Annotated in this window: 19 protein-coding genes; 2 read left to right on the top strand and 17 right to left on the bottom strand. The window is 38.1% G+C overall.

The genetic code is table 11. The features are described 5' to 3' along the window. Nucleotides 1-47: 47 nt before the first annotated feature. The 6 genes from HCB49_RS05040 to HCB49_RS05015 all read right to left on the bottom strand — a co-directional run bounded on the left by HCB49_RS05040 (nucleotide 48) and on the right by HCB49_RS05015 (nucleotide 6607). Nucleotides 48-1274, bottom strand: coding sequence for a methionine gamma-lyase family protein (locus tag HCB49_RS05040; RefSeq protein WP_185604283.1), 1227 nt, complete (start codon nucleotides 1272-1274; stop codon nucleotides 48-50). Then, nucleotides 1267-2490 (bottom strand): GTPase HflX, encoded by a 1224-nt coding sequence (gene hflX / locus HCB49_RS05035; RefSeq protein ID WP_185604282.1) that lies wholly within the window; start codon nucleotides 2488-2490, stop codon nucleotides 1267-1269. Before hflX ends, HCB49_RS05040 begins: the two co-directional genes overlap by 8 nt. Nucleotides 2491-2599: 109 nt before the next feature. Then, a complete protein-coding gene (gene hfq / locus HCB49_RS05030) occupies nucleotides 2600-2833 on the bottom strand; it encodes an RNA chaperone Hfq (RefSeq protein WP_003719566.1) in 234 nt (77 codons plus the stop codon). A 122-nt stretch (nucleotides 2834-2955) separates the two neighbouring features. Continuing rightward, nucleotides 2956-3873, bottom strand: coding sequence for a tRNA (adenosine(37)-N6)-dimethylallyltransferase MiaA (gene miaA, locus HCB49_RS05025; RefSeq protein WP_185604281.1), 918 nt, complete (start codon nucleotides 3871-3873; stop codon nucleotides 2956-2958). Between the two features lie 125 nt (nucleotides 3874-3998). Then, nucleotides 3999-5675 carry a glycerol-3-phosphate dehydrogenase/oxidase gene (locus tag HCB49_RS05020; protein WP_185604280.1) on the bottom strand — a complete coding sequence of 559 codons (1677 nt, stop codon included), beginning with the start codon at nucleotides 5673-5675 and terminating at the stop codon, nucleotides 3999-4001. 233 nt (nucleotides 5676-5908) lie between these two features. Further along, nucleotides 5909-6607 carry a glycerophosphodiester phosphodiesterase gene (locus HCB49_RS05015; protein WP_185604279.1) on the bottom strand — a complete coding sequence of 233 codons (699 nt, stop codon included), beginning with the start codon at nucleotides 6605-6607 and terminating at the stop codon, nucleotides 5909-5911. A gap of 210 nt (nucleotides 6608-6817) precedes the next feature. Here HCB49_RS05015 and HCB49_RS05010 point away from each other — a divergent pair, with 210 nt between their 5' ends. Further along, a complete protein-coding gene (locus HCB49_RS05010) occupies nucleotides 6818-8707 on the top strand; it encodes an acyltransferase family protein (protein WP_185604278.1) in 1890 nt (629 codons plus the stop codon). A 31-nt stretch (nucleotides 8708-8738) separates the two neighbouring features. On the opposite strand, the gene inlK is transcribed toward HCB49_RS05010, so the two are convergent. The 8 genes from inlK to HCB49_RS04970 all read right to left on the bottom strand — a co-directional run bounded on the left by inlK (nucleotide 8739) and on the right by HCB49_RS04970 (nucleotide 22802). After that, nucleotides 8739-10565: a class 1 internalin InlK gene (inlK, locus tag HCB49_RS05005; RefSeq protein ID WP_185604277.1), complete on the bottom strand. Its 1827-nt coding sequence runs from the start codon at nucleotides 10563-10565 to the stop codon at nucleotides 8739-8741. A gap of 394 nt (nucleotides 10566-10959) precedes the next feature. Then, on the bottom strand, nucleotides 10960-12690 hold the full coding sequence (locus tag HCB49_RS05000) for a LapB repeat-containing protein (protein WP_185604276.1): 1731 nt from the start codon (nucleotides 12688-12690) through the stop codon (nucleotides 10960-10962). Nucleotides 12691-13064: 374 nt separating this feature from the next. Next, a complete protein-coding gene (locus tag HCB49_RS04995) occupies nucleotides 13065-14828 on the bottom strand; it encodes a LapB repeat-containing protein (RefSeq protein ID WP_185604275.1) in 1764 nt (587 codons plus the stop codon). A gap of 304 nt (nucleotides 14829-15132) precedes the next feature. Continuing rightward, a complete protein-coding gene (locus HCB49_RS04990; protein ID WP_185604274.1) occupies nucleotides 15133-16911 on the bottom strand; it encodes a LapB repeat-containing protein in 1779 nt (592 codons plus the stop codon). A 329-nt stretch (nucleotides 16912-17240) separates the two neighbouring features. Continuing rightward, nucleotides 17241-17708, bottom strand: coding sequence for an S-ribosylhomocysteine lyase (locus HCB49_RS04985; protein WP_009913867.1), 468 nt, complete (start codon nucleotides 17706-17708; stop codon nucleotides 17241-17243). An 81-nt stretch (nucleotides 17709-17789) separates the two neighbouring features. Next, entirely contained in the window at nucleotides 17790-20249 is a 2460-nt protein-coding gene (parC, locus tag HCB49_RS04980) for a DNA topoisomerase IV subunit A (RefSeq protein WP_185604273.1), read from the bottom strand. After that, a complete protein-coding gene (parE, locus tag HCB49_RS04975) occupies nucleotides 20246-22213 on the bottom strand; it encodes a DNA topoisomerase IV subunit B (RefSeq protein WP_070294119.1) in 1968 nt (655 codons plus the stop codon). The genes parC and parE overlap by 4 nt, the downstream gene beginning before the upstream one ends. 181 nt (nucleotides 22214-22394) lie before the next feature. Next, a complete protein-coding gene (locus HCB49_RS04970) occupies nucleotides 22395-22802 on the bottom strand; it encodes a CoA-binding protein (RefSeq protein WP_185604272.1) in 408 nt (135 codons plus the stop codon). A gap of 157 nt (nucleotides 22803-22959) precedes the next feature. Here HCB49_RS04970 and plsY point away from each other — a divergent pair, with 157 nt between their 5' ends. Further along, a complete protein-coding gene (gene plsY / locus HCB49_RS04965; RefSeq protein WP_008947663.1) occupies nucleotides 22960-23556 on the top strand; it encodes a glycerol-3-phosphate 1-O-acyltransferase PlsY in 597 nt (198 codons plus the stop codon). A gap of 41 nt (nucleotides 23557-23597) precedes the next feature. Here plsY and HCB49_RS04960 read toward each other — a convergent pair whose 3' ends face one another. From HCB49_RS04960 to HCB49_RS04950, 3 genes are read right to left on the bottom strand one after another with little or no spacing between them, the layout of a single operon-like run. Next, nucleotides 23598-24470: an aldose 1-epimerase family protein gene (locus HCB49_RS04960; RefSeq protein ID WP_185604271.1), complete on the bottom strand. Its 873-nt coding sequence runs from the start codon at nucleotides 24468-24470 to the stop codon at nucleotides 23598-23600. Between the two features lie 2 nt (nucleotides 24471-24472). Further along, nucleotides 24473-24784, bottom strand: a complete 312-nt coding sequence (locus HCB49_RS04955; RefSeq protein WP_008947661.1) for a hypothetical protein — start codon at nucleotides 24782-24784, stop codon at nucleotides 24473-24475. Nucleotides 24785-24806: 22 nt separating this feature from the next. Further along, nucleotides 24807-25226: an acyl-CoA thioesterase gene (locus HCB49_RS04950; RefSeq protein ID WP_070294121.1), complete on the bottom strand. Its 420-nt coding sequence runs from the start codon at nucleotides 25224-25226 to the stop codon at nucleotides 24807-24809. Nucleotides 25227-25310: the final 84 nt, after the last annotated feature.

Below are 25310 nucleotides of genomic sequence, written 5' to 3'. Positions count from 1 at the left end.
CACGGTAAAAAATTTAAAATTATTTTTTGAATATTAATGTTACTTGTTTATAATGTTTTTTCGATTGCCCGAGTGACTGCGATTTTGATATGTTCGTACGTCAAACCGCCTTGTACATAGAGTTGATAAGGCTCTCTAATCGGACCATCTGCTGTTAGTTCTAAGCTTGCACCTTGAATAAATGTCCCAGCTGCCATTATCACGTCATCTTCGTAGCCTGGCATATAAGCCCCAATTGGTAAAACGTGGGCATTTACCGGGGAAGCTGCTTGGATAGCTTGAGCAAAAGCGACCATTTTCTCTTTATCATGGAAGGAAACGCTTTGGATTAAATCTGTTCGTGGTGCATCCCAAACTGGATCAGCTTCTACGCCAAATTCTGCCAACATAGCCGCTGTAAAACGCGCCCCCTTGATTGCTTGGGCAGTAACATGCGGCGCTAAAAAGAAACCTTGATACATTTCTAATAAACTATAAAGTGATGCGCCTGCTTCTCTCCCTATCCCCGGAGTAGTCAAACGGTAACCGCATAAATCAACCAATGCTTCTGTTCCTGCAATGTAACCACCCGTTTTCGCTAAACCGCCCCCAGGATTTTTGATTAAAGAACCCGCGATAATGTCAGCGCCAACTTCAGTAGGCTCCAAATATTCCGCAAATTCTCCATAACAATTGTCGACAAAAACGACCACTTCTGGATTAATATTTTTGACGAAGCTAATCATTTCTTTTATTTTTTCAATGGTAAAGGAAGGTCTATTAGCGTAACCACGGGAACGTTGAATGCCAATCATTTTCGTATGTGGTGTCATTTTTGCAGCCACTGCCGGGAAATCCACGTCTCCATTTGCTTGTAACGGTACGGAATTATAGCCGATATGAAAATCTTTCAAAGAACCTTGGCCTTGGTTTCGCATTCCAACAATTTCTTCTAACGTATCGTATGGTTGCCCTGTAATATAGAGTAATTCGTCTTTCGGGCGAAGAATCCCAAATAATACCGTAGAAATCGCGTGTGTTCCTGAAATAATTTGCGGCCGCACAAGAGCTGCTTCTGTTTTAAACACGCTTGCATAAACGCGCTCTAAAGTATCTCTACCTTCATCATCATAACCATAGCCTGTTGATGGATGGAAATGAAAATCGCTTACTTTATTTTCTTGAAACGCGTCCAATACTTTCGCTTGATTAAATTCCGCAATTTCATCTGTTTCATGTTGTAAGTCAGCAATTTGCGCTTCGACTTTTTTTCTGATTGTTTGTATATCAGTCATTACTGGACTCCTTTCTTGGCTTGTATCCCTCTACATAGTAACATTGTTTCGATTCGATATATTCAAGTTTTGTTACCCAAGCCTGTTGTTTGATTTGCGCTAACTCTTTTCCTTTTTCTTCTGAAAGTTCCAGCGTAAAGAACGTCCAATTTTTTTCGATTAATTCGATCATTCGTTGTTTGATTGTTTCTGGTGCCGATGAATCTAACGCCGAAATCAGCAAATGTTCTGGTTGGTCCGGCACAAAAGTAGCTGGCGCCTGATCCATTTTATTGTAAACAACTAATGTTGGCAGATGATTCATTTCCAATTCCTCTAGCAGAGAAATAACAGTTGTTTCGTGTTGTAAGTAATCCGGATTCGAGGCATCGACCACATGAATCAATACATCAACATTTGCCGTTTCTTCTAAAGTAGAACGAAATGCGGCGATGAGTGTTGTTGGTAAATCTTGAATAAAACCTACTGTATCGGTTAAAAGTGCTTGAAAACCGCCAGAAAAACGGATTTTCCGTGTTGTCGGATCCAATGTTGCAAATAATTTATCTTCTTGTAAAGTTGTTTCATTAGTTAGGCGGTTGAAAATGGTTGATTTTCCCGCATTCGTGTAACCAATTAAACCAAAACGAAAAACCGATTGGGTGTTTCTGCGTTCAATGATTCGTTTACGATGCTGCTCTACATGTGTAAGTTGCGCTTTTATATCATGCATTTTTTCACGAATGTGGCGCTTATCCATTTCTAATTTTGATTCACCTGGACCTCTTGATCCGATACCTCCACCGAGTTTTGATAGCGAGACGCCTTGTCCGCTAAGCCGTGGTAAAAGGTATTTATACTGCGCGTAGGCGACTTGCAACTTTCCTTCTTTGGATTTTGCTCGCATGGCAAAAATATCCAGAATTAATTGGGTTCGGTCGATAATTCGCGCTTCAACTGCTCCTGAAATATTACGCACTTGCGTAGCACTGAGCTCGCTGTTGAAAATAACGACATCTGCCTCATGCATTTCTACTAGCGCAGCAAGCTCTTCCAATTTCCCGGAACCAATGAATGACGCTTGATTAACACGTTCTAATTTTTGAATTAATTCATCGACCACTTCGCCATTTGCGGTTTTCGCTAAGCTATGCAATTCATTCATAGAATTCCAAAAAGCTTCTTCTGTTTTATTTGGTAAAATGACACCTACAAGTATTATTTTTTCACGTTCCACAAGCATTTCTCCCTTTTTCAGACAAGACTAATCGTAGCATATTTTGCGCATAAAAAAAAGACATGAAACATCGCAAAAAAGCGAGTTCCTTGTCTTTTAAGTAAGTTACTTATTCCGCATCAGGATTTAAAGCGACATTCTTTTGCGGGGAGAAAGTTGAAATTGCGTGTTTAAATACAAGTTGTTGTTTTCCTTCGACATCTAGTAGCACGGTAAAATTGTCAAAACTTACAACGCGTCCTCTTAATTGAAAGCCGTTTGTTAAAAATACGGTTGCAAGAATTTTCTCCTTACGCAATTGATTTAAGTAATAGTCCTGTAAACCTTGTCCACCTTGTTTCATAATTTCCCTCTCCAATCTCTATCTTATACTAAAAAATTTCCCAAACCCCAATGAAGTTCCATTGTGCAATTGGTTGGCTAATTTCAAATACCCTTTATTTCTATCTACCAAACAGAAAAGCATTATTTAGCCGATAAAAAGGCTCTGACTTTATTCATTGCTTCGGTTTCAGTCTCTTTAACGCCCGCGGGAATCCAGTCGATATCCATTCTATTCCTAAACCATGTTAACTGCCTTTTCGCGAAATGCCGCGAGTTTTTTTGAATCAATTCTTTTGCTTCTTCGAGTGTACTATTCCCTTCAAAATAAGGAAATAGCTCTTTGTAGCCAATGCCGCGAATCGCTGGAACATCAACTAAATTTTGATCATATAGTTTTTTTGCTTCTGATACTAAACCTTGTTCAAACATGAGATCTACGCGTTGATTAATGCGCTCATAAAGCAGCTCTCTATCTAAATCAAGTCCTAGGAAAAGCGGTTTATAGGTAGCATTTAGTTCGTTATGAACTTGATATTCCGAGAAAGGTTTTCCTGTTAGATGCATCACTTCTAATGCCCTAATCACTCGGCGCTTATTGTTTCCATGAATTTGTGCCGCGCTTTCTGGATCTTGTTGTTCGAGCATTTGCCATAAAACCGTTTTGTCTAAGGGTTCTAATTGTGCTCGGTAAGTCTTATCTTCGCTTGAGTTCCCAAAACCATAATCATAAAAAACGGATTGAATATAAAGGCCAGTTCCACCAACAATAATCGGCATTTTGCCAGCATGGTGTATGGTCTCTATCCACTTGCGCGTTTCTGATTGGAATTTCGCTGCGGTGAATGGCGCAGAAGGATCTGTCACATCAATGAGATAATGATTGATTCCATCCATCTCTTCCGGTGTGATTTTTGCGGTACCGATATCTAAGCCCTGGTAAACTTGCATAGAGTCACCACTAATGATTTCCCCGTCCAACTTTTTCGCTAGTTCAATACTTAAACTTGTCTTACCGACAGCAGTTGGGCCAACGATGACGATGACAGGAATCTTGCTCAAAAAAAAACCTCCTTTTCGTCTGTAATCAATGTACCATGAAAAAGGTTTCTTGAAAATAGCGAAAATGATTTTTTTCATAAAAAAGCACACATCTTTGAAAAATGTGCGCTCTTTTTCGATTATTATTATCTATCGTGCCAATCAGCTGGTTCTCTAGCGTCGTTAATTTGAATATTTAATTCTTCTATATAAGTTTGTTTTACTTCGTCGCGCCAGTGGAATTGTTTGGCCATTTCGTCGATAACAGCATCCTTCCATTCTAGCAAGTACGGCATATCGAATAGTAAATATCCTGTGCGGCGCAACAAGAAATCGATAGGTGTTGTTACTGCTTCGTGCTGGATTGAGTAGCGAAGTTCGGCATACAAACTGTTTGGTAATGTGGTTTCGTGTTGGTCTTTGTGTTCTTGCGCGTAAGTAAATAATTGATCGATATTGCTACCGAAGCGTTTAGCTATTTCGCGTCCTTCTTCTAGTGTCCAACCAAAACGATTGTTTCCTTCTTTTGCTTTTTTGGAAAGGAATGCTTCTAAATGTTCGGAGCCGCCGATATCCCCACCGGAAATTGGTAAATGTTTAGTTTGGACTGTTTTGTATTTTTTACCAGTTTCTTTTGCAAGCGATTTGGAAACGTCATCTAATAATTTCTCGGCCATTTTTCTGTAACCAGTTAGTTTACCGCCAGCCATTGTAATTAAACCACTTTCGGAAAACCACACTTCATCTTTACGGGAAATTTCGGATGGGTCTTTTCCTTCTTCATAGATAAGTGGACGAACTCCAGCCCAGCTTGATTCGATATCTTTTTCAGTGATATGCACATCTGGGAACATGTAATTTATCGCTTTAATGACATAATTATGGTCGGATTCTAGCGCTTTTGGATTGATTACTGCTTCATCATATACAGTATCTGTAGTTCCGACATAGACTTTTTTATCACGTGGGATTGCAAAGACCATACGACCATCTGGTGTATCAAAGTATACGGCCTGTTCCATCGGAAATTTTTGTTTATCGATAACTAAATGAATTCCTTTTGTTAAGCGTAAATGTTTATTGTTTGTGGCATAATCTAACTTTCTTACTTTGTCTACCCAAGGTCCTGCAGCATTGATAACGCGGTGCCCTTTGATATCGTATGCTTTGCCAGATAAACGGTCGGTTACGGTTACGCCAACTACTTGTTTGTTATCATCATATAAGAAGTGTTCTGCTTTCGTGTAGTTTATCGCATTTGCGCCAAGTTCCACTGCTTTTTTCATTACTTCGATTGTTAGGCGCGCATCATCCGTCCGGTACTCAACATAGTAACCTGAACCTTTTAAGCCATCTTTTTTGACGAAAGGATTTTTCGCTAACGTTTCTTTAGCACTTAAAATTTTGCGGCGTTCATTTTTCTTCACACCAGCTAAGTAATCATATAAACGAATACCAAATGAAGCGGTCGTTTTACCCATATTTCCACCTTTATGAAATGGGAGCATCATCCATTCAGGAGTCGTTACGTGTGGACCATTTTCATACACAATGGCACGCTCTTTTCCTAAATCTGCCACTTCTTTAATTTCAAATTGTTGCAAGTATCTCAAACCACCGTGGACTAGTTTTGTAGAACGACTTGATGTCCCGCTAGCAAAGTCACCCATTTCAACAAGTGCAACGCTCATACCTCTGGAAGTTGCATCTAAAGCGATTCCTGCTCCTGTAATCCCGCCACCGACGATAACTAAATCAAATTTTTCTTCTTGTAGATTTCTCTCGATTGTTTCTCTGTCAAATGTTGAAAATAATTGTACCATTTTGTTTGCCCCCTTCAAATTGTTTACCATCTGAATTATGCCTTCTTGATTACTTTTCCACTTTTCAATCTAACTGAAACGCTTTAAGTTTTAAAAACAAAAAAAGAGACTGCAAAGTAAGACGATTGCGCTCGCCTTTTGCAGTCTCTCCGAATCTCAGACAATAATATTTATTAACTTACTATGATTATAGCTTTTAACGTTTTATAATGAAAGCGTTTTGCTCACGAGCTTTATTTCTTATTTCTTAGCGCTACTGCTTTTTCAGGAAAGTCTGTCATCATTCCTTTAGCGCCTAGCTCTAAAAAGCGAGTTATATCCTCTTCTTTGTTAACCGTCCAATAACGTGCAGCGATTTCTCTAAGAACTGGATTGTTCGCTGCCTTGAGTGGTGGATGTACGGCATCTAGTTGAATTTTTTCGTGTAATGATAATACCCGGTCCAAATTCTCATGTGTTATTAGCGCTAATTTAACCTTGCTTGATAATTCTCTTAAACGAATGAGCGTATCCGGATTAAAAGAAGAATACATACATTTAACCGCGGGAAATCTACCAGCTAGCTTCAATACTTTTTGTTCAATTCCTGCATATTCAAAGACGTCTGTTTTCAGTTCAATATTAAGCGTGACCCCAGTACCATTGACCAACTTAAACACTTCTTCCAATGTAGGCACGCGAATCTTCCGGAAAAATCGTTTACCAATGACCAATTTTTTCACTTCATAATGTGTATAATCTTTCAGCAAACCTGTTCCATTTGTTGTTCTATCAACACGTTCATCGTGCATCACGATTAATTCGCCACTTTTAAGCACATGGACGTCTAGTTCAATTCCATCTGCTCCTGCTAAAATCGCCGCCTTTATAGCCGGCAATGTATTTTCTGGATGCGTTCCACTACTGCCACGATGGGCAAATATTTCTGTCAAAATGCTTCCCCCCAAACTATTTACTTATGTTTACTATAACAAAAATAAGTAAATATACTCAAATTTAAAAAAACTATCAATTAATTCAGCATTTTAAATTACTTCTTGATTTATGTATGGTATTATAGTATGTAGCTAAAAACAGATCTCTTTACTATCTCTGTCTAGGTTTACACACATATTTATTTATCACAAATAGGAGATGTTATTTTGAAAAGGACTACTCGCTACAGTAGAAAATATGTTCCGAGTATTGATGGACTTCGAGCACTCGCAGTTATTGCTGTAATCGCCTACCATTTGAATTTCAGCTGGGCAAAAGGTGGATTCATCGGCGTAGACATATTTTTCGTCTTATCTGGTTATTTAATTACGAACATTTTATTAACACAATGGGAAAAAACACAATCACTTCAATTAAAACAATTTTGGATTAGACGTTTTCGGCGACTCATTCCTGCTGTCTATGTAATGATTGTCGTTGTTGTCATCTACGCAGTTTTCTTCCATCCGGAAATCTTAAAAAACTTACGCGGCGATGCAATTGCTTCATTCTTTTACGTTAGTAACTGGTGGTTTATTTTCCACGATGTTTCTTACTTTGATTCATTTGGACTTCCATCACCACTTAAAAACTTATGGTCACTTGCCATTGAAGAACAATTTTATATGATTTGGCCCGCTTTTTTACTCGTTTTTCTCAAATGGGTCAAAAATCCGAAACTTCTCTTAAAAATCGTTATCGGACTTGGTCTTCTTTCCGCGATTTGGATGACAATTTTGTATGTTCCAGGAACGGATCCAAGCCGCGTCTATTATGGTACTGATACGAGAGCGTTTGATTTGCTAGCAGGTTGCGCACTTGCATTCGTTTGGCCTTTCACTCGTCTTAGCCCTGTCGTTCCAAAGAAAAGTAAAGCAGTTCTAAATATTGCTGGAACAATTAGTATTCTTGGTTTTATCTTGTTTACAGCATTTGTCAGTGAATATCAACCGTTCTTATACCGCGGTGGCTTGTTATTCGTTGCAATTCTAGGTGTTATCATGATTGCGACCATTTCTCACCCCGCTTCCTATCTAAGCAAAATTTTCAGTTTTAAACCGCTTCGATGGATTGGGACGCGTTCTTACGGTATTTACTTATGGCACTATCCAATCATCACATTAACGACACCTGTTGTCGAACTTACACAACCTAATATTTGGCGAGCTATCCTACAAGTTGCTGCCACATTTATTATTGCTGAATTATCATTTCGTTTTATCGAAACACCAATCCGAAAAAATGGTTTCATCAGCTATTTCAAAGGATTCAAAGACAAAAACTACTTCGTCTGGAAAAGTAAACCTGTTGGTAAATGGTTAAGCCTTGCTGGCCTTGTTGCTGTTTTAGCCGTATTCGCGCTTGGCATGAGCAATGTCGTTTCTGTGAATACAAACGCTGAAAAACAACAGACTTCCGTTAAAACAACTACTTCTACGACAGATACGAAGAAAGACACAGAAAAAGAGACAGAAGATAAAGCAGCAAAAGAAAAAGAAGCATCCAAAGATACAGAAACAAGTACAGAAAAAGCAAGTGGACAAGACGAAACGCAGGAACCGGATAATAAAGATAAATCCGTCGCTCCAACACCAACAATTACCCAAACAGTGGCAATTGGCGATTCGGTAATGCTTGATATTGAACCCTACTTAAAAGAAGCTGTTCCAAATGTAACAATTGATGGACTTGTTGGCCGACAATTACGAGATGCCATTACAACCGCTACTGGCTATAAGAAATTTAATACCGAAAGTAGCTCGGTTATTCTCGAACTCGGTACGAATGGTCCTTTCACAGCAGATCAATTAGATAGCTTATTAGAGCAATTTGATAAAGCAACCATTTATTTAGTGAATACACGCGTTCCTCGTGGTTGGCAATCCGATGTTAACAAGAGTATCGCCAACGCCGCTTCAAGACCGAATGTCACTGTCGTTGATTGGTACTCACAATCGAGTGGTCAAACACAGTACTTCGCTCCTGATGGCGTCCATTTAACTAAAACTGGTGCTCAAGCATATGTAGCAATGTTAATGAATGTAATGAAAAAATAACTATCCGCCCTTTACCGGGGCGGATAGTTTTTTATTTTCTTCTCGAAACCATCCAGCTTAATCCAATTAATAAAGCGCCAACAGTCACTCCTGCTACAGGCAAGGAATCACCTGTTTTTGGTAATGCATTTGTACTTGCTGCTGTTTTTACGCTTGTTGTTGTCGCTTTCTTCTCATCAACTGTTAGCGACGGGATGCTTGGAATTGGTGTCACTGGTTTATCGACGCTTGGTGTAACAACCACTGGATTTGGTGTAGGATCTGGTGTTGGGCTTGGTGTTGGGTCTGGGTCTGGTGTTGGATCAGGTGTAGGCGTTGGATCCGGCACCGGTGTTTCGTCTTTCACAATAACCGTCACTTGTACGGGCGCTCCTTTTTGCAAATCATTTTCAGCGTTTAGCGTAACGATATATTTTCCTGGTTTAGAAAAATCTACCATCGTTGCAAAATCGCTTGTAATCGTTGTACCATCATTCGTTTTCGCTTGAATATCTTTTAAAAATTCTGCTTCTGTCTTCGATGTATTGGTTTTATAAGTAATGCTATTATCTGCCGTAATAGTTGTTGTTGCTTTAATTGTTACATTTACTTGTACTGGATCCGCTTTTAATCCGGCATTATTTTCTGATTGTAAAGTAACTGTGTATGTCCCAGGTGTTGTGAAATCTACTTTATCAGCAAAATCACTTGTAACTGCCGAACCATCATCTGATTGCGCATGAATATCTGCTAAAAACGCTGCTTCTGTAACTGCTTTATTTTCTACATAAGTTTTATCGCTGTCAGCTGTAATAGTCAAAGAGTGATCTACAGTAAAATAATGATCATAGACTGGACCTGAAATAGTGTAAGTACCGCCATTTTTAAATTGGTCTGGTGAATTATATGTGTCGTATGGTAAATCAATTCGTGCGTTAAATTCCATTTTTTCAAGATTATCGAAATCTGTTTTGCTAACATTACTTACTGTTAAGCCGTCGCTTGTAATAGTTAGTCGGCTACCATTAATTTCTTGTTCATTCATCGAAAAGAAGGTATTGCTGCTAGAGGTAGACTTCAGAAAATCTGGCGTGTAACCATCATAGTTAACAGTTCGTTCTGTCATGATTGTAAATGGAACGTACATTGTTTGATTATCCGCATTATACGTTAAAGCACTACTTTTGATTTCAGAGTTAATTAATTTTTTCGCACCAATATTTTGTCCATATGCGTATAATTGAGTTAATTTCGGAAAATTTTCTATACCACGGTAATCATGTATACCACAAAATTGAACATTTAAATTCGTAAGTTCTGGCATATTTTTAAGAGGCATGATGTCTGTTATTGCACCATTATAACTAAGATCAATCCTTTTAACGTTTGGTAGTTGATTTATTTTAGTTAAAATAGAATCATCATGCGCACTATGCGAAAGATCCAGTAAAGTTAAATCAGTAAGTCCGCTTAAATTAGGAATTTCATCTGAGGTGATAGTATCTCCCAAAATTCTTAATTGTTCTAATTTATCGAGACCACTTATTGAGCTAAAATTTGTTACTTCAATATTGTTGATAGTTAGATATTTCAGGTTATGGGCATATTCAATACCTGTTAAATCAGTAACATTGATATCCTTTAACGTAATGCTTGTTAAGGAATCCATCTGTGCTTCTGTGATGTTCGCTGTACTTGCTTGTCCAAGAAGACTATTTAAATACTGTTTAAAAACAGCATCTGGGATATTTACATTATCTTGACTCGCTTTTAAACCTGTCTGTTCTGCTGCAAAAACCGGCAAAGTAGTTTGCGAAATTGGAACGATTACTATTGCACAACATACTCCAATTTTTACTAGTTTTGTTTTCATTGACATAAGTCATTACCCTCTCCACTCTATTAATTTAGCTTAGATAAGATTACTAAGCTTTTCAAAAGGAACTTTATGGATGTAATTATAGTTCCCTTCCAGTCTAATACCAATAGATAAATTGTGTACAAAAACAGCTAAAAATGTGAATTTTAGTACCTAGCTAGGACATTAAATTTCGTGATCCTAGTTTCTGCGCGGGATTTTACTAGTAGTTTACATAAGAAAAAAGCTTGGAGAATTTGTCGGAAATTTGTCGAAACAGAATCAAATAGAGATAAATGCAAAGAAACTATCCGCCTATTCATCAAGAGGATAGTTTCTTTGCATTTAGTATTGCTATCGAAAAGAACGCAAAAAAACTATCCGCCCCTTATGGGATCGGATAGTTTTTGTTCACTTATTTTTTACGGGAAATCATAACGCCTAATCCTAAGACTAAGAATCCTACGACAACGCCTGTTACTGGAAGTGAATCACCTGTTTTTGGTAATAATTTCACTGTTGTTACAGGTGTGTTAGCAGAAATTTCAACTACAGGATCAACCGAATTAGCCGGTTCAGCTGGATCTTCGGGATCTGTTGGGTCTGTTGGATCTGGATCCGGGTCTGGTGTTGGTTCTGGATCTGGTATTGTTTCACTTATTGTTACTGTCACAGTAAGTGGCGCAGCTTTTTGGAGAGCTGATTCCGCATTAAGTGTTACTGTATATTTACCTGGTTTTGTAAAGTCTACAACCGTCGCAAAATCACTTGTAATTGGTGTTTCGTTATTGGTCATAGCTTTAATTTCTGTTAAAAATTCTTCTTCTGTTTTTGCTTCGTTTAGACTATAAGTTACTTCTGGATCAGCTGTGATAACTGTTTTCGCTTCAACTGTTACTGTCACTTGGAATGGTTCACTTTTCACGCCAAGAGTATTTTCTGCATTTAGTGTTACAGTATAAGTGCCTGGTGTCGCAAAATCTACTTTATCTGCAAAATCACTAGTAATTGTCGAACCATTAGCATCTGCTTTAATATCGGTTAAGAATTTTGCTGGTGTCACAGTACCGCCAGCTACATAAGTTATGTTCTCTTCAGCAGTAATATCTACAGAGTGATCAACCGTGAATTCTTGCATACCCGCAGCACTTATAGTATATGTTTTTCCTACTAAATTGGCTGGTGTGCCTGCTTTTGAAAAATCAAACATGGTATAAAAAGTGAGATTTGCAATCTGATCAAACTCAGTTGGCGTCACATCACTTATGGTAATCCCCTCAACTGATCCAGTCATTCTACTACCATCAATAACTCCGTCGTTCGTTGCTATCATATACATGTCAGGTTTGTATGACGGTGTAATCTTTGCTCCATTAAAGTTGGTGATAGAATCTGGTGTCATTATGTCAAATGGGACAAACATGGTTTGTGCTGTCACGTTGTAATTAAGCGACTTACTTTTAATTGCTGTCGCTTCCAGAGGAGCAAACTGTTGGCTCCCTGCATTAAAATTAGTTAATTTTGGAAAAGCATCCAAACCAGTTAAATCAGCTATCTGACAGTTGGAAACATTTAAAGTAGTAAGATTGACCAAACTTTGTAACTCACTAATATTAGTGAGTCCTGGATTTTTAGATAAATTAAGATTAGCTAAATTGGGTAGATTTTTAATTTTAGAATAAGCCGAATTATCTAGCTTATTCCCAAGTAGTGACAAAGTAGTTAAATTGGTTAAACCATTTAAATCAGGTAGCAAACTTGGGGTCAAATCAGAATTTTCAATCCATAGGGTATCTAAATTAGGTAGTTCCGCTATCGGTTCATAATTAGTTATAGTTTTACTATTTATCGTTAACGTCTTAAGATTAGTTGCAGCTTCAAGACCTGTTAAGTCCGTAATAGAACCAGATAAACTGATACTCTCCAAACCTAATATTTGAGCTTTTGTAATATCTGCCGTAGCTGCTCCACCCATTGCATAGTTTAGTTGTGATTTTAATTCAGCATCTGGTACGTTCACAATATCCTGACTTGCATCATCCGCTACTTCTTCTGCAGCAAAACTTGGTAAAGAAATTTGTGATAGTGGCATTAATACTATTACGCTACAAATTCCGATTTTCATAATTTTAGATTTTATTGACATCTTTGTTGTTCCTCTCTCTTATCAAATTAATTGTCTTAAAACAGCTAAATACTAATCTAACCTAGTAAATTATATACCCATTGATTATAAATACCAATAGTCATTTTGTGAACAATTATTGATGATTTCATCCATAATTAAATCACAAAACCGGTTTAAAGAATCATATATCATGAGAAACCAGCTATTTATCTAGTATTCCACGCACTATTAAAGGATTCATAAACTGTGACTAAATTGTGACTTTTCCAAGTAAGGTGCTTTTGTTTTTCCTTCTTCAAGGTATACATAGATACTCATTATCCGTCTAAAACCATATCTAGATTCAAAGAAAAACTATTCGCTCCATGTAGAGCGAATAGTTTTTTATTTACTTATTTTTTACGTGCAATCATAACACCTAATCCTAAGACTAAGAATCCTACGACTACGCCTGTTGCTGGTAGCGAATCACCTGTTTTTGGTAAACTCACTTTGTTTGTAGTTGCTTGAGCGGATATAGATACTACAGGGTCTGCTGGGTTCACTGAGCCCGCTGCTTGTTCTGCTTCATTATTGCTTGGGTCATCTACGGAATCAGAAGACTGAACCGGTTCATCAGATGGTGTTTCTGGGTCTGGCGTTGGTTCTGGATCTGGTGTTTTTTCACTTACTTTTACTTTCACCGTAAGCGGATCTGCTTTTTGTACATCTGATTCTGCATGGAGTGTTACAGTATATTCACCTGCTTTGGTGAAATCTACTGCAGTCGCGAAATCACTTGTGATCGGTGTTTCATCATTTGTCGCGGCTTTGATTTCTTCTAAGAATTCAGCTTCTGTTTTTGCTTCATTTAGGTTGTAAGTGATTTCTGGATCAGCAGTGATAACAGTTTTTTCAATGATTGTCACTGTCACTTGAACTGGTTCAGCTTGCACGCCTAGTGAATTGGCTGCGTTTAACGTAACTGTGTAGGTTCCAGCTTTTGTAAAATCAACTTTTTCTGCCACGTCACTCGTAATTGTTGCGCCGTTCGCATCGGCTTTAATATCTGCTAAGAATTTTTCTGGTGTAACTGTTTCGCCAGCTACGTAGGAGATATTCTCTTCCGCTGCAATAGTAGCTGAATGGTCGACAGTAAAGTCTTGCATACCTGCTCCACCAACATTAAATGTTCCTCCGGCTAAATTAGGTGGTGTTTTCACGTCTTTCGAATCGAATATAGTCCATAAAGTTAATGTTTCAATTTGGTCAAACTCTGCTGGATTCACACCTGTGATTGATAAACCATCCGGCATACCTGTTATTCTATCGTAATCAACGTCCTCATCATTTAAAATAAGTCTATAGGCCATATTTTTGTATGCAGGATTAACTGCCGAACCGTCATAATTGGTTATATGGCTCGGTGTCATGATATCAAATGGAACAAACATGGTTTGTTGTTTTGCGTCATACTTAAGGGTGCTACTCTTAATTTGCAGCACTTCCGATGGTATAAACTGTGCCCCTGTTGAGGTTAAACTCGTCAGATGCGCTAGATTTTCTATACCTCTAAAATCAGACACTTGACAATTATTTAGATTTAACCTTGTTAGATTAGACAAACTTTGAAGCTCACTTACACGTGTAAGTCCTTTATTGCCGGATAAATTAAGATCAATTAAACTGGATAGTTGATTAAATTTAACATAAACTGAATCATCTATCTTTGTATTACTTAGGTTTAAGCTTTCTAATTTAGTTAAACCATTTAAATCTGGTATTAAACTTGAAGTGACATTAGAATTTTGAATCCATAAAGTTTTTAATGCTTTTAACTGACCTATAGCTGTATAGTTAGTTGCATTAACGCTATTCAATGTTAAGGTTTCCAGGTTAGTTGCATATTCAAGTCCTGTGAAGTCTGTAATACCAGCGCTTAAGCTTAGTGTCCCAAAACCTGCTAATTGCGTTTTGGTAATATCCGCTGTGGCTGGCTGGCCGATGTATTGATTAATTTGTGCTTTTAATTCGGCGTCAGGAATATTCACGATATCTTGTTGATCTTCTACGGCTACTTCTTCTGCGGCAAAACTTGGTAAGGAAGTTTGAGAAAGTGGTACGAGTAACATCACACTACAAACACCGATTTTTATAATTTTAGATTTGATTGACATCTTGGTTGTTCCTTTCTATTTTCAAGTTACTTATTATTGAAAGTCTTTGGAATGGCTAGTCCCAATCAAATAAGCAGATTATATCGTCGGAAGCCTTAAATACAACAACTATATTGTGTCAATTTAATGGATTTCCCGAATCAATAAAGCCTTATAAATCTAAAAAAACTGTTTAAAAATACGAAGAACTTTGCACTACAGGAAAAAATGCTTGGATTACTAGCTCCCCTTTTCCCTATAAGAACAAAATTCTTCGCTAAAACAAATTTTGAATATGAAATCTTTATCTCTTTATATTATTTATCTATTTTTTACGAGCAATCATAACGCCTAATCCTAAGACTAAGAATCCCACGACTACACCTGTTGCTGGTAACGAATCCCCTGTTTTTGGTAATTTTATTGTGTTGATAGTTGATTGAGCTGAATAAGAAGCTCTAGACTTTGTAGATTTTCTTGTTAAACTACCAGATTGACTAGCTTTACCTTTTGTAGGTGTTGGCGCTGGATTATCTGGGTCCGTCGTTGGATCGTCTGGATCTGGCGTCGGATCTGGATCTGGTGTTGGTGTCACTGGATCTACTGGTTTTTCATTAATTTTTACTTTTACAGTAAGTGGGTCTGCTTTTTGGACATCTGATTCTGCATTTAATGTTACTGTGTATTCGCCGGCTTTCGTGAAGTCTACTGCAGTGGCGAAATCACTTGTAATTGGTGTTTCATCATTTGTTGCAGCTTTGATGTCAGCCAAAAATTCTTCTTCTGTTTTTGCTTCATCAAGCTCATATGTCACTTCTAGATCAGCTGTAATGGCTGTTTTTTCAATGATTGTAACTGTTACTTGCATTGGTTCACTTTTAACACCTGTTGAATTTTCTGCGTTAAGTGTAACAGTGTATGTTCCAGCTTTTGTAAAATCGACTTTTTCTGCAACGTCACTTGTTACTGTCGGACCATTAGCATTTGCGTTAATATCTGTTAAGAATTTTTCTGGTGTTACTGTTTCGCCAGCTATATAAGAGATGTTATCTTCGGCTGTAATACTTACAGAGTGGTCAACTGTGAATTTCCCTTTAACAGAAGAGTTACTGATACCATAGCCAGTTGCTAAATTAGCAGGTTTTGTTGCTTTTCTAACATCAAATAATGTGGAGACTGTAAAATTTTCAATTTGGTCAAAATCAGCTGGAGTCACGCCGTTAATAGTTATCCCCTCAGCCGTAGCAGTCATTTTACTATCAGCAACAGCTCCAGTGCTCAACTCCACTTCATATTCATATAGTTTAAAGGAAGGACTAATCTTGGAACCATCAAAATTGGTTAAAGAATTAGGCGTCAATAAGCTAAAAGGAATAAACATGGTTTGCGCTTTTGCATCATAATTAAGGATATTGCTCTTAATTTCTGTCACTGCTTGAGATGCAAATGCTTGTTTTCCGCCTTGAAAATTTGTTAGTCGCGGGAAATCTTCTACACCTTTATAATCAGCTATCTGACAATCTTCTACTACTAAAGTAGATAGATTAGGCAAACTTTTAAGATTTGTAACATTAGTGATATTTTTATTACCCTTCAAATTAAGGCTAGCTAAACTCGAAATATTATTAATTTTAGAGTATACGGAATTATCTATGCTAGTATTAGTTATGCTCAAACTTTTTAAAGCTGTTAAACTCGTTAAATCTGGTATCGCAATTGAAGTTACATTAGAACCTGTAATAGTCAAGTATTCTAAATTAGTTAATTGCGCTATCGGTGCATAGCTACCTGCACTTATATCCGAGATAGTTAACATGTTAAGGTTTTTCGCATATTCAAGTCCTGTTAAGTCAGTAATATTACCACTTAAATTAAGACCCGTAAGACTCGACATCTGAGCTTCTGTAATATCTGCCGTGCTTGCTTGACCTAAGTTACTATTCAAAGTAGCTTTTAATACTGAATCAGGAATATTAATAGCTCCCTGACCTGTGTCTGTTCCTATTTCCTCAGCAGCAAAACCTGGAAAAGAAGTTTGGGATAGAGGTACAAGTACCATTACACTACAAACTCCGATTTTCATAATTTTGGATTTGATTGACATCTTGTGTTGTTCCTCTCTTAATTAGAATGCTTGTCATTGAAAACCTTTAAGACAGCTAATCGCTTGCCTTAATGATTTAAATTATATACCCGATTTCGGTATATACCAATGGACAAATTGTGAACATTTTAAGGCAAATTACTCGCACACTCAATTAATAATGATTATAAATAAGACAAACCGCTGTAGAAGTGCTGTTTCCCCAGTATTTCATACACTACTAAAAAATCAATAAATATGTCGAAAATGTGTCATTTATTGAGAATGCGCTTTCATTATTGAGTATACAAAAAAGCATCTAGCCTATTTAAAGACTAGATACTTTACTTTTATTCGCCAAATACATTTTTCCATTCGCTTCTTTTAGCTAGAAATTCCGCCGCCAAAGCTTGGGCGCCTTCTAAACTATGGCTCGCTGCCCAGCCGCATTGAACTTCATTGCATGCTGGAACTTCAGTTGCCTGGATAACATCGTTTAATGTTGTCGCGATGATTTCTAGCACATCATCGTAGTCACTATGATTTATCAATGATACGTAGAAACCTGTTTGGCATCCCATTGGACTAATGTCTACTAATTTATCGGTATGATTTCTAGCAAGTTCTGCCATTAAATGTTCTAAAGAGTGTAGCGCCGGCATTTCCATATGTTCTTTATTAGGTTGTTTAAAGCGAACATCATATTTGTAAATTTCGTCTCCGTGGACACCCACTTTCGTTCCCGCTAGTCTCACAAAAGGTGCTTTTACTTTCGTATGGTCTAAATTAAAACTTTCTACATTCATTTTTTCTGCCATGCGTTTCCCTCCTCTTATTCTTTGTCATTATATCAAAAAAAAGAATCCTTGCATATTTCTATACAAGAACTCTTTTTATGATTATTCGTCTTTTGCGTCTGTTGTATCTTTGATTTCAGGAATTGCCAACCAAATAGATGTTGGTTCTCCTTCCATTGTTTCATCTAATACAAATGAGCCGTTAGAATAGCGATCTGTTATCCGTAGATTATTGATGTCTATTTCGACTACTTGATCTGTATTTGTTTCGATAAATAAATGGTCGTTATTATCAGCAAGCGTTAACCCTATGAAGCGATGCGGGTTACTTTTCAGTTCGCGTAACATTAGTAAGCCACGTTTTGCTCTAGAAATTGGTTCGAATTCACTTGCTTTCATTTGTTTAAGTGAACCTCGTTGTGTTGCGAGAAGGATATGTTTTTGTTCGTTAGGCGTAATTACAACACCGCCAACAACGATATCATCTTGTTTTAAATTAATAGCTTTCACGCCGGCCGTTCTTGCGCCGGACTCTGGGATTTCAGTAATGGAATAGCGAAGACCGTAACCATTTTTTGTTGCTAAGAAAATATCTTCTGTGCCATCAATCAAATGAACACTTAACAGCTCATCATCATCTTTTAGTTTAATTGCCATCATTGACTTAGAATAGCGCTGTGGTTTGTAATTCGTGATAGCCGATTGCTTGGTCATGCCGTTTTTGGTAACGAATAAAAATCGTTTTTCTTCCGTAAAGGCTTGAATTGCAATGGCGGAACGAATTTCTTCACCTGCTGATAAATCGCTGGCCAAGTGGCTAACGTGATCACCGAGATTTTTCCAACGAATATCTGGCAACTCATGCACTGGTCGATAAATGAAATTCCCTTTGCTCGTGAATAACAAGAGCGAATCGAGTGAATTCATTTTTTGAATGAAGATGGCATGGTCGGCTTCTTTCATCGCTAGTTCTGCACCATTTGAAGCGGCGTAAGAACGTTGGCTTGTACGTTTCACATAGCCTTCTTTCGTCACAGAAACAATCACGTCTTCGTTAGCAACAAGTACTTCCGTGTCGATTTTGATTTCAGTGATTTCTGCTTGCACTTCTGTACGGCGGGCAGTTTTGTATTTTTTCTTGATTTCCACTAGCTCTTCTTTTAGAACAGCAACAAGTTCTGCTTCATCACCTAGGATTTTTTCAAGAACACTAATTTGCTCTGCTAGAGATGCAGCTTCACTTTGAAGTTCATGAATATCTGTATTTGTTAAACGATACAGTTGTAAAGATACAATCGCTTCTGCTTGTTTTTCGCTGAAATCATAGTTTGTTTGTAAGTTTAATTTCGCATCACGTTTATCTTTCGAGCCACGGATTAATTTGATGACTTCATCTAAAATAGAAAGTGCTTTAATTAATCCTTCTAAAATATGTTGGCGCGCGCGTGCTTTACGGATATCATATTCAGAGCGCTTAGTAATGATTTCTTTTTGATGGTCAATATACGCGTCAAGCATCGGGATAATTCCCATTAGCTCAGGACGTTTTCTATTGATAGCGACCATATTGAAATTATAGCTCACTTGTAAATCTGTATTTTTAAATAAGTAATTCAGTACGCCTTCTGCATTGGCATCTTTTTTAAGTTCCACTGCGATACGAAGTCCAGTACGGTCTGTTTCATCGCGCACTTCTGAAATACCTTCAATTTTTTTCTCAATACGAAGTTCGTCCATGCGTTTAACTAAATTAGCTTTATTCACTTCATAAGGAATTTCGTGAATGGTAATTTGTTTTCTGCCGCCACGGATATCTTCAATTTCTGTTTTGGAACGAACGACAACGCGTCCTTTACCCGTTTGATATGCTTTACGAATACCGTCAATCCCTTGAATAATCCCACCTGTTGGGAAATCTGGACCTTTGACAATTTTCATAATATCATCGGTTGTGCAAAGCGGGTTATCTAATCGTTTGATGACAGCTTCAATGATTTCGGTTAAATTATGCGGCGGAATATCTGTCGCATAACCCGCGGAAATACCAGTAGACCCGTTTACTAAAAGGTTCGGGAAACGCGCTGGTAAAACAGTTGGCTCACTGGAAGTATCGTCAAAGTTAGGAATAAAATCGACTGTTTCTTTTTCGATATCGCGTAGTAATTCTGCTGAAATCGGTGAAAGTCGAGCTTCGGTATAACGCATTGCAGCTGGTGGATCACCATCGACACTACCGTTATTTCCGTGCATTTCAATTAACATATTACGTACTTTCCAGTCTTGACTCATCCGTACCATTGCTTCATAAACGGAAGAGTCACCATGTGGATGGTAATTACCGATAACGTTTCCGACTGTTTTGGCAGATTTACGGAAACCTTTTTCGGCTGTATTTCCTTCGACATTCATTGCGAATAAAATCCGGCGTTGTACTGGTTTCAGTCCGTCACGAACATCTGGAAGCGCACGTTCTTGAATAATATATTTACTATATCTACCAAAACGGTCGCCCATAACTTCTTCTAGCGCTAAGTCTTGGATATGTTGTTCTGGATTACTCAAATGTCTTTCGCCTCCTCAACCATCATGTTTTCATTTTCTAAAATGTTTTGGCTATCTTCCATAGAAAACTCAACATGCTTTTCAATCCACTGACGTCTAGGTTCAACTTTATCACCCATCAGTGTTGCCACACGGCGTTCAGCACGCGCAGAATCGTCCACTCGCACACGAATTAATGTACGTGTATCTGGATTCATCGTTGTTTCCCAAAGTTGATCGGCGTTCATCTCACCAAGACCTTTGTAACGTTGGATCATGTAGCCTTTACCGATTTTTTGGATGGCAGAATCTAATTCTTCATCTGTCCAGGCATATTCGATTACTTCTTTTTTACCGGAACCGCGGCTGACTTTGTAAAGTGGTGGCAAGGCAATGAATACTTTACCAGCTTCAACAAGCGGACGCATGTAACGATAGAAGAATGTTAGTAGCAATACTTGAATGTGGGCGCCATCGGTATCGGCATCGGTCATGATAACTACTTTGTCATAGTTACAATCCTCGACATCAAACTCGGTACCAACACCCGCACCAACTGTATGGATAATCGTGCTAATTTCTTCATTTTTTAAGATATCTTGTAGTTTTGCTTTCTCGGTATTAATTACTTTTCCTCGAAGTGGCAAAATAGCTTGGAAACGGCGGTCACGACCTTGTTTTGCTGAACCTCCCGCCGAGTCTCCTTCGACTAGGTAAAGTTCATTTTTGTTAGGGTTTCGTGATTGTGCTGGCGTTAACTTTCCAGAAAGAAGTGTTTCTGAACGTTTCTTTTTCTTGCCGTTACGCGTTTCTTCACGGGCTTTTCTTGCAGCTTCTCTTGCTTCACGGGCTTTAACAGCCTTTTTAACGAGAAGTGAGCTTGTTTCTGGGTTTTCAGCAAGGAAGTAAGCTAAATGTTCCGCCACTACAGCATCAACCGCCTGGCGAGCTTCCTGCGTCCCTAATTTTTCTTTCGTTTGTCCTTCGAATTGAAGGATTTTTTCTGGAACACGGATAGAAAGCACCGCAGATAGGCCTTCGCGAATATCGCTACCTTCGAGGTTTTTATCTTTTTCTTTTAAAAGATTCACCCGACGAGCATAATCATTGAAAATCCGTGTCATCGCAGCTTTCATACCTGATTCATGGGAACCTGCTCCGCGAGTTCGAACGTTATTAACGAAACTCAAGATGTTTTCAGAGTAACCATCATTGAATTGGAACGCCATTTCTACTTCAATGGTCGCATTTTCTCCTTCAAAGCTAGCTACTGGATGAAGCACATCTTTGCCTTCATTAATATATTCAACAAAGTTTTTCACACCTTCTTCAAAGTGGAAAGCCTCTGCCATACCTACACGTTCATCAATTAATTCGATTAACATCCCTTTTAAAAGAAACGCTGATTCTCTTAGACGTTCCGATAATGTTTCATAGTTAAATGAAGTGGTTGGAAAAATCGCTGGATCTGGTTTAAAGCGAATTGTTGTCCCAGTGGCTTTTGATTTTCCGATTTTTTTCAGTGTTCCATCAGGCTTTCCGCCGTCTTTAAATTTTTGTTGGTAGGTTGCGCCGTCACGGTTAATTGTAACTACTAACCATTCAGAAAGTGCATTTACAACGGATGAACCAACACCGTGGAGTCCACCACTAGTTTTGTAGCCGCCTTCTTGGCCGAATTTACCGCCGGCATGAAGAACGGTTAAAATAACTTCTACTGTGGGTTTGCCAGTTTTGTGCATCCCAACAGGCATCCCGCGACCTTCATCGCTCACGCTAACACTATTGTCTTCATGAAGTGTCACAACAATTTTCTTACCAAAACCAGCAAGGGTCTCATCGACCGAGTTGTCCACTATTTCATATACTAAATGGTGCAGCCCGCGGACATCGGTAGAACCAATATACATCGCTGGGCGTTTCCGGACCGCTTCCAGTCCTTCAAGCACCTGAATAGAATCATCATTATAATCATTCCGATTCATATTTCAAAACTCCCTTCATTCCGTCAATCTACAACTATTATGTTGCTATTCGCTTAAAAACCACCTTATCAGAATAGCATTAACCAACTAATTAATAAAGTGATAGTTTGGTGACAAATTCGTTTTCATAAAAAAACAGGCTCTGCTATAAGAACCTGCTTCCTTCAAAAATGGTCATTTATTAATCCATTTCTTGATAAGCAACCTTAATGCAATAATCCATGACAGTAGGATATCCTTTTTCTGTCAAAAAATCAAATGCTTCCTGATTAACAATGCCAAGTTGTGCCCAAAATACATCTGCATCAATTTGGTCAAACGCCTTAGCTATATCAGGTAAAAACTCTGAACGACGAAAGACATTAACAATATCAACATGTTCCTCAATATCCGTTAAGCTCTTAACAGCTTTTTCGCCAAGAATTTCGTCTGCATTAGGGTTTACTGGAATAATTTTGTATCCAGCTTGCTGCATTATCTGACTCACTCGGTAGCTTGTGCGGTCTGGGTTATCACTCAAACCAACGACTGCGATTACTTTTGCCTGCTTTAAAATATGTCGGATTTCTTCTTTTGTTGGATTTTGCATTCGTCTAATCGCCCCCTACTATACTTTCTAATCATAAGCTATTTTTGCAGTTTTTTCAACTTTTCATCGTGATTTGTCCTAACTATTTAGCCAATTTGCTTCATTTTGTGCTATAATTCTTTATGGAAAACAACATTTCTTCTTGAGGGGTTTAAAAATGACAATTAACTTAATTCTGCTTTCTTTATTAGCCTATGTGATTGGTTCGATACCATCTGGTTTATGGATTGGCAAAATTTTCTACAAAAAAGATATTCGCGAGTTCGGTAGTGGTAACTTAGGGGCGACGAATTCCTTCCGAGTGCTTGGAATCAAAGCTGGTAGCATCGTTACTGTGATGGACATTTTAAAGGGGACTGTCGCAACATTACTTCCATATTTCTTCCAATTAAACGTAGACCATCATTTCTGGCTACTTACTGGAGCATTTGCAATTATCGGCCATAGTTTCCCACTTTTTGCTGGATTCCGAGGCGGAAAAGCGGTTGCTACTTCGGCGGGTGTTATCCTTGCGTATGCGCCATTACTGTTTGTAGCTGCACTTGTAGTCTTCTTAGTTACCCTAAAACTTAGCAAATATGTATCGCTTAGCTCAATGATTGGAGCACTTGCAGCCTTAATTATTTCTTTTTTCATGGGAGATTGGATTTTGATTATTCTCGTTGCTTGTATCGCGACATTTGTTATTTGGCGCCACCGAGCAAACATTACTCGTATTCGTAACGGCGAAGAACCAAAAATAAAATGGATGTAAGAAAACCCAGAAGATGCATGTCGCTCTTCTGGGTTTTTACTTTATCCTACTGTAATCGTATATTCTGATGCGAAAACGGCTTCTGGTTCTAGGTGCTCTATCCCTGCTTTATCTCGCAGTTCAACCGATTCTCCGGCCCCGTCCGCAATGCCATACCACGGTTCAATACATAAGAAAGGTGTTCCAGCTTTTGCCGTCCAAATCCCCACAAACGGGAATTCTTGGAAGCTTACTTTCACAAAATGCGGCGTTTTATCCGACTTGATTGTCACTTCTTTTTGTTTCAACGCTTCAAAAATCAGTGCATCGTTTTTAAATAAGTCATAATTTAGCGGCAAATATCTCGCTGGTTCATCCACGACTTTTTCAATTGCACCGCTGCGATAAGGTCCTTCTAAACATAGTGTTTCTAAATTCTCTTTTGTTCCAAAGTCTAAATAATAGTCTTCAAACGCAGTACCTTCTGTTAGTGGCAAATTAAATGCTGGATGCGCACCGATAGAGAAGTAAATGCGTTTATCATCTCTGTTTTCTACTTCATAAGAAACAGCGACAGTGTCTTTTTCAAGCGTATAAATAATAGATAATTTAAATTTGTAAGGATAGATGGCTAATGAATCTTCGTCAAAATCCAGTTCAAAGCGCACCGAATTTTCGGTTTGCTCCATTACTTGAAAATCACGATCACGAGCGAAACCATGTTGTCCTAAGTGAAACGGCTTGCCATCTACTAAGTAAGTGTCCTCAACTAGTCTTCCAACCGTTGGAAATAACACTGGCGAATGACGCCCCCAAAATTTACTATCCGCATTCCATAAATACTCAATTCCAGTATCTTTACGCGAAATACGTGTTAATTCAGCGCCTGCTGTTTTCATTTCCACAAGTAATAATTCATTTTCTAGTTTAATCATTGTTATTTCTCCTCCAAATGAAACCGCTCGATTTGTTCAAAGGCTTTTTCTTTTTTCAGTACGACTAATTGCATCTCGCCAAACAAATCATAATGCGGAAAGTTTTTTCGACGGTTATCAATCCAATCTGGCGCTAAACCATATTGTTTTCCCCATTGTTGCAGTTTTTTCAAATCTACACAAGCAACTTTGGTTACAGTTTTTGAATCTGGGAAACGATCATCTAACCAATAATGCGTGATAATCGCAATCTCCCCACGAGCTGCTTTTTCTTTCCATAATTCCATTTCATCGCGTTTTACACCAAAAGCCATTTTTTATCACTACCAGTCTTTTTTATTCTAAAGCTTTTAGATAGGCTTCATGCCAATTCGGAAATGTTCTTCTTAACGATACAGGGCGAAAATCTTCTTTGGTTACACATACGTGCTCCGTCTCCCCTGTAATTGCAACTTCATTCGTATCTTCATAGCAAATTTCATAACCATAAGTAACACGAAGTCCATCATACCCTTTTATCCATGTTTTTACAACTGCCTTTTGTCCGTAACGCAGTGGTTTTCCGTAATGAATATGCACATCTAAAACCGGAGAAAGATAACCTGCTTCTTCCATATCAAAATAACGAAAACCTAATTTTTCAATTAATCTTGTTCGGCCGATTTCCATCCATACAAGGTAATTGTTATGATAAACAACGCCCATTTGGTCTGTTTCAGCATAGCGCACTTCAATGGTTGTTTCAGCAATTTCCATTCCAAATTCCTCCAGTCACAACTAGTTCTTCTTTTTTATTTTACCAAAGCAAGCCAAAAAAAGCTCTCCCCGAATATTTTCAGA

The organism is Listeria cossartiae subsp. cayugensis (genome assembly GCF_014229095.1).
Classification (GTDB): Bacteria; Bacillota; Bacilli; order Lactobacillales; family Listeriaceae; genus Listeria; species Listeria cayugensis.
This window is presented reverse-complemented; position numbering and strand designations above follow the sequence as displayed.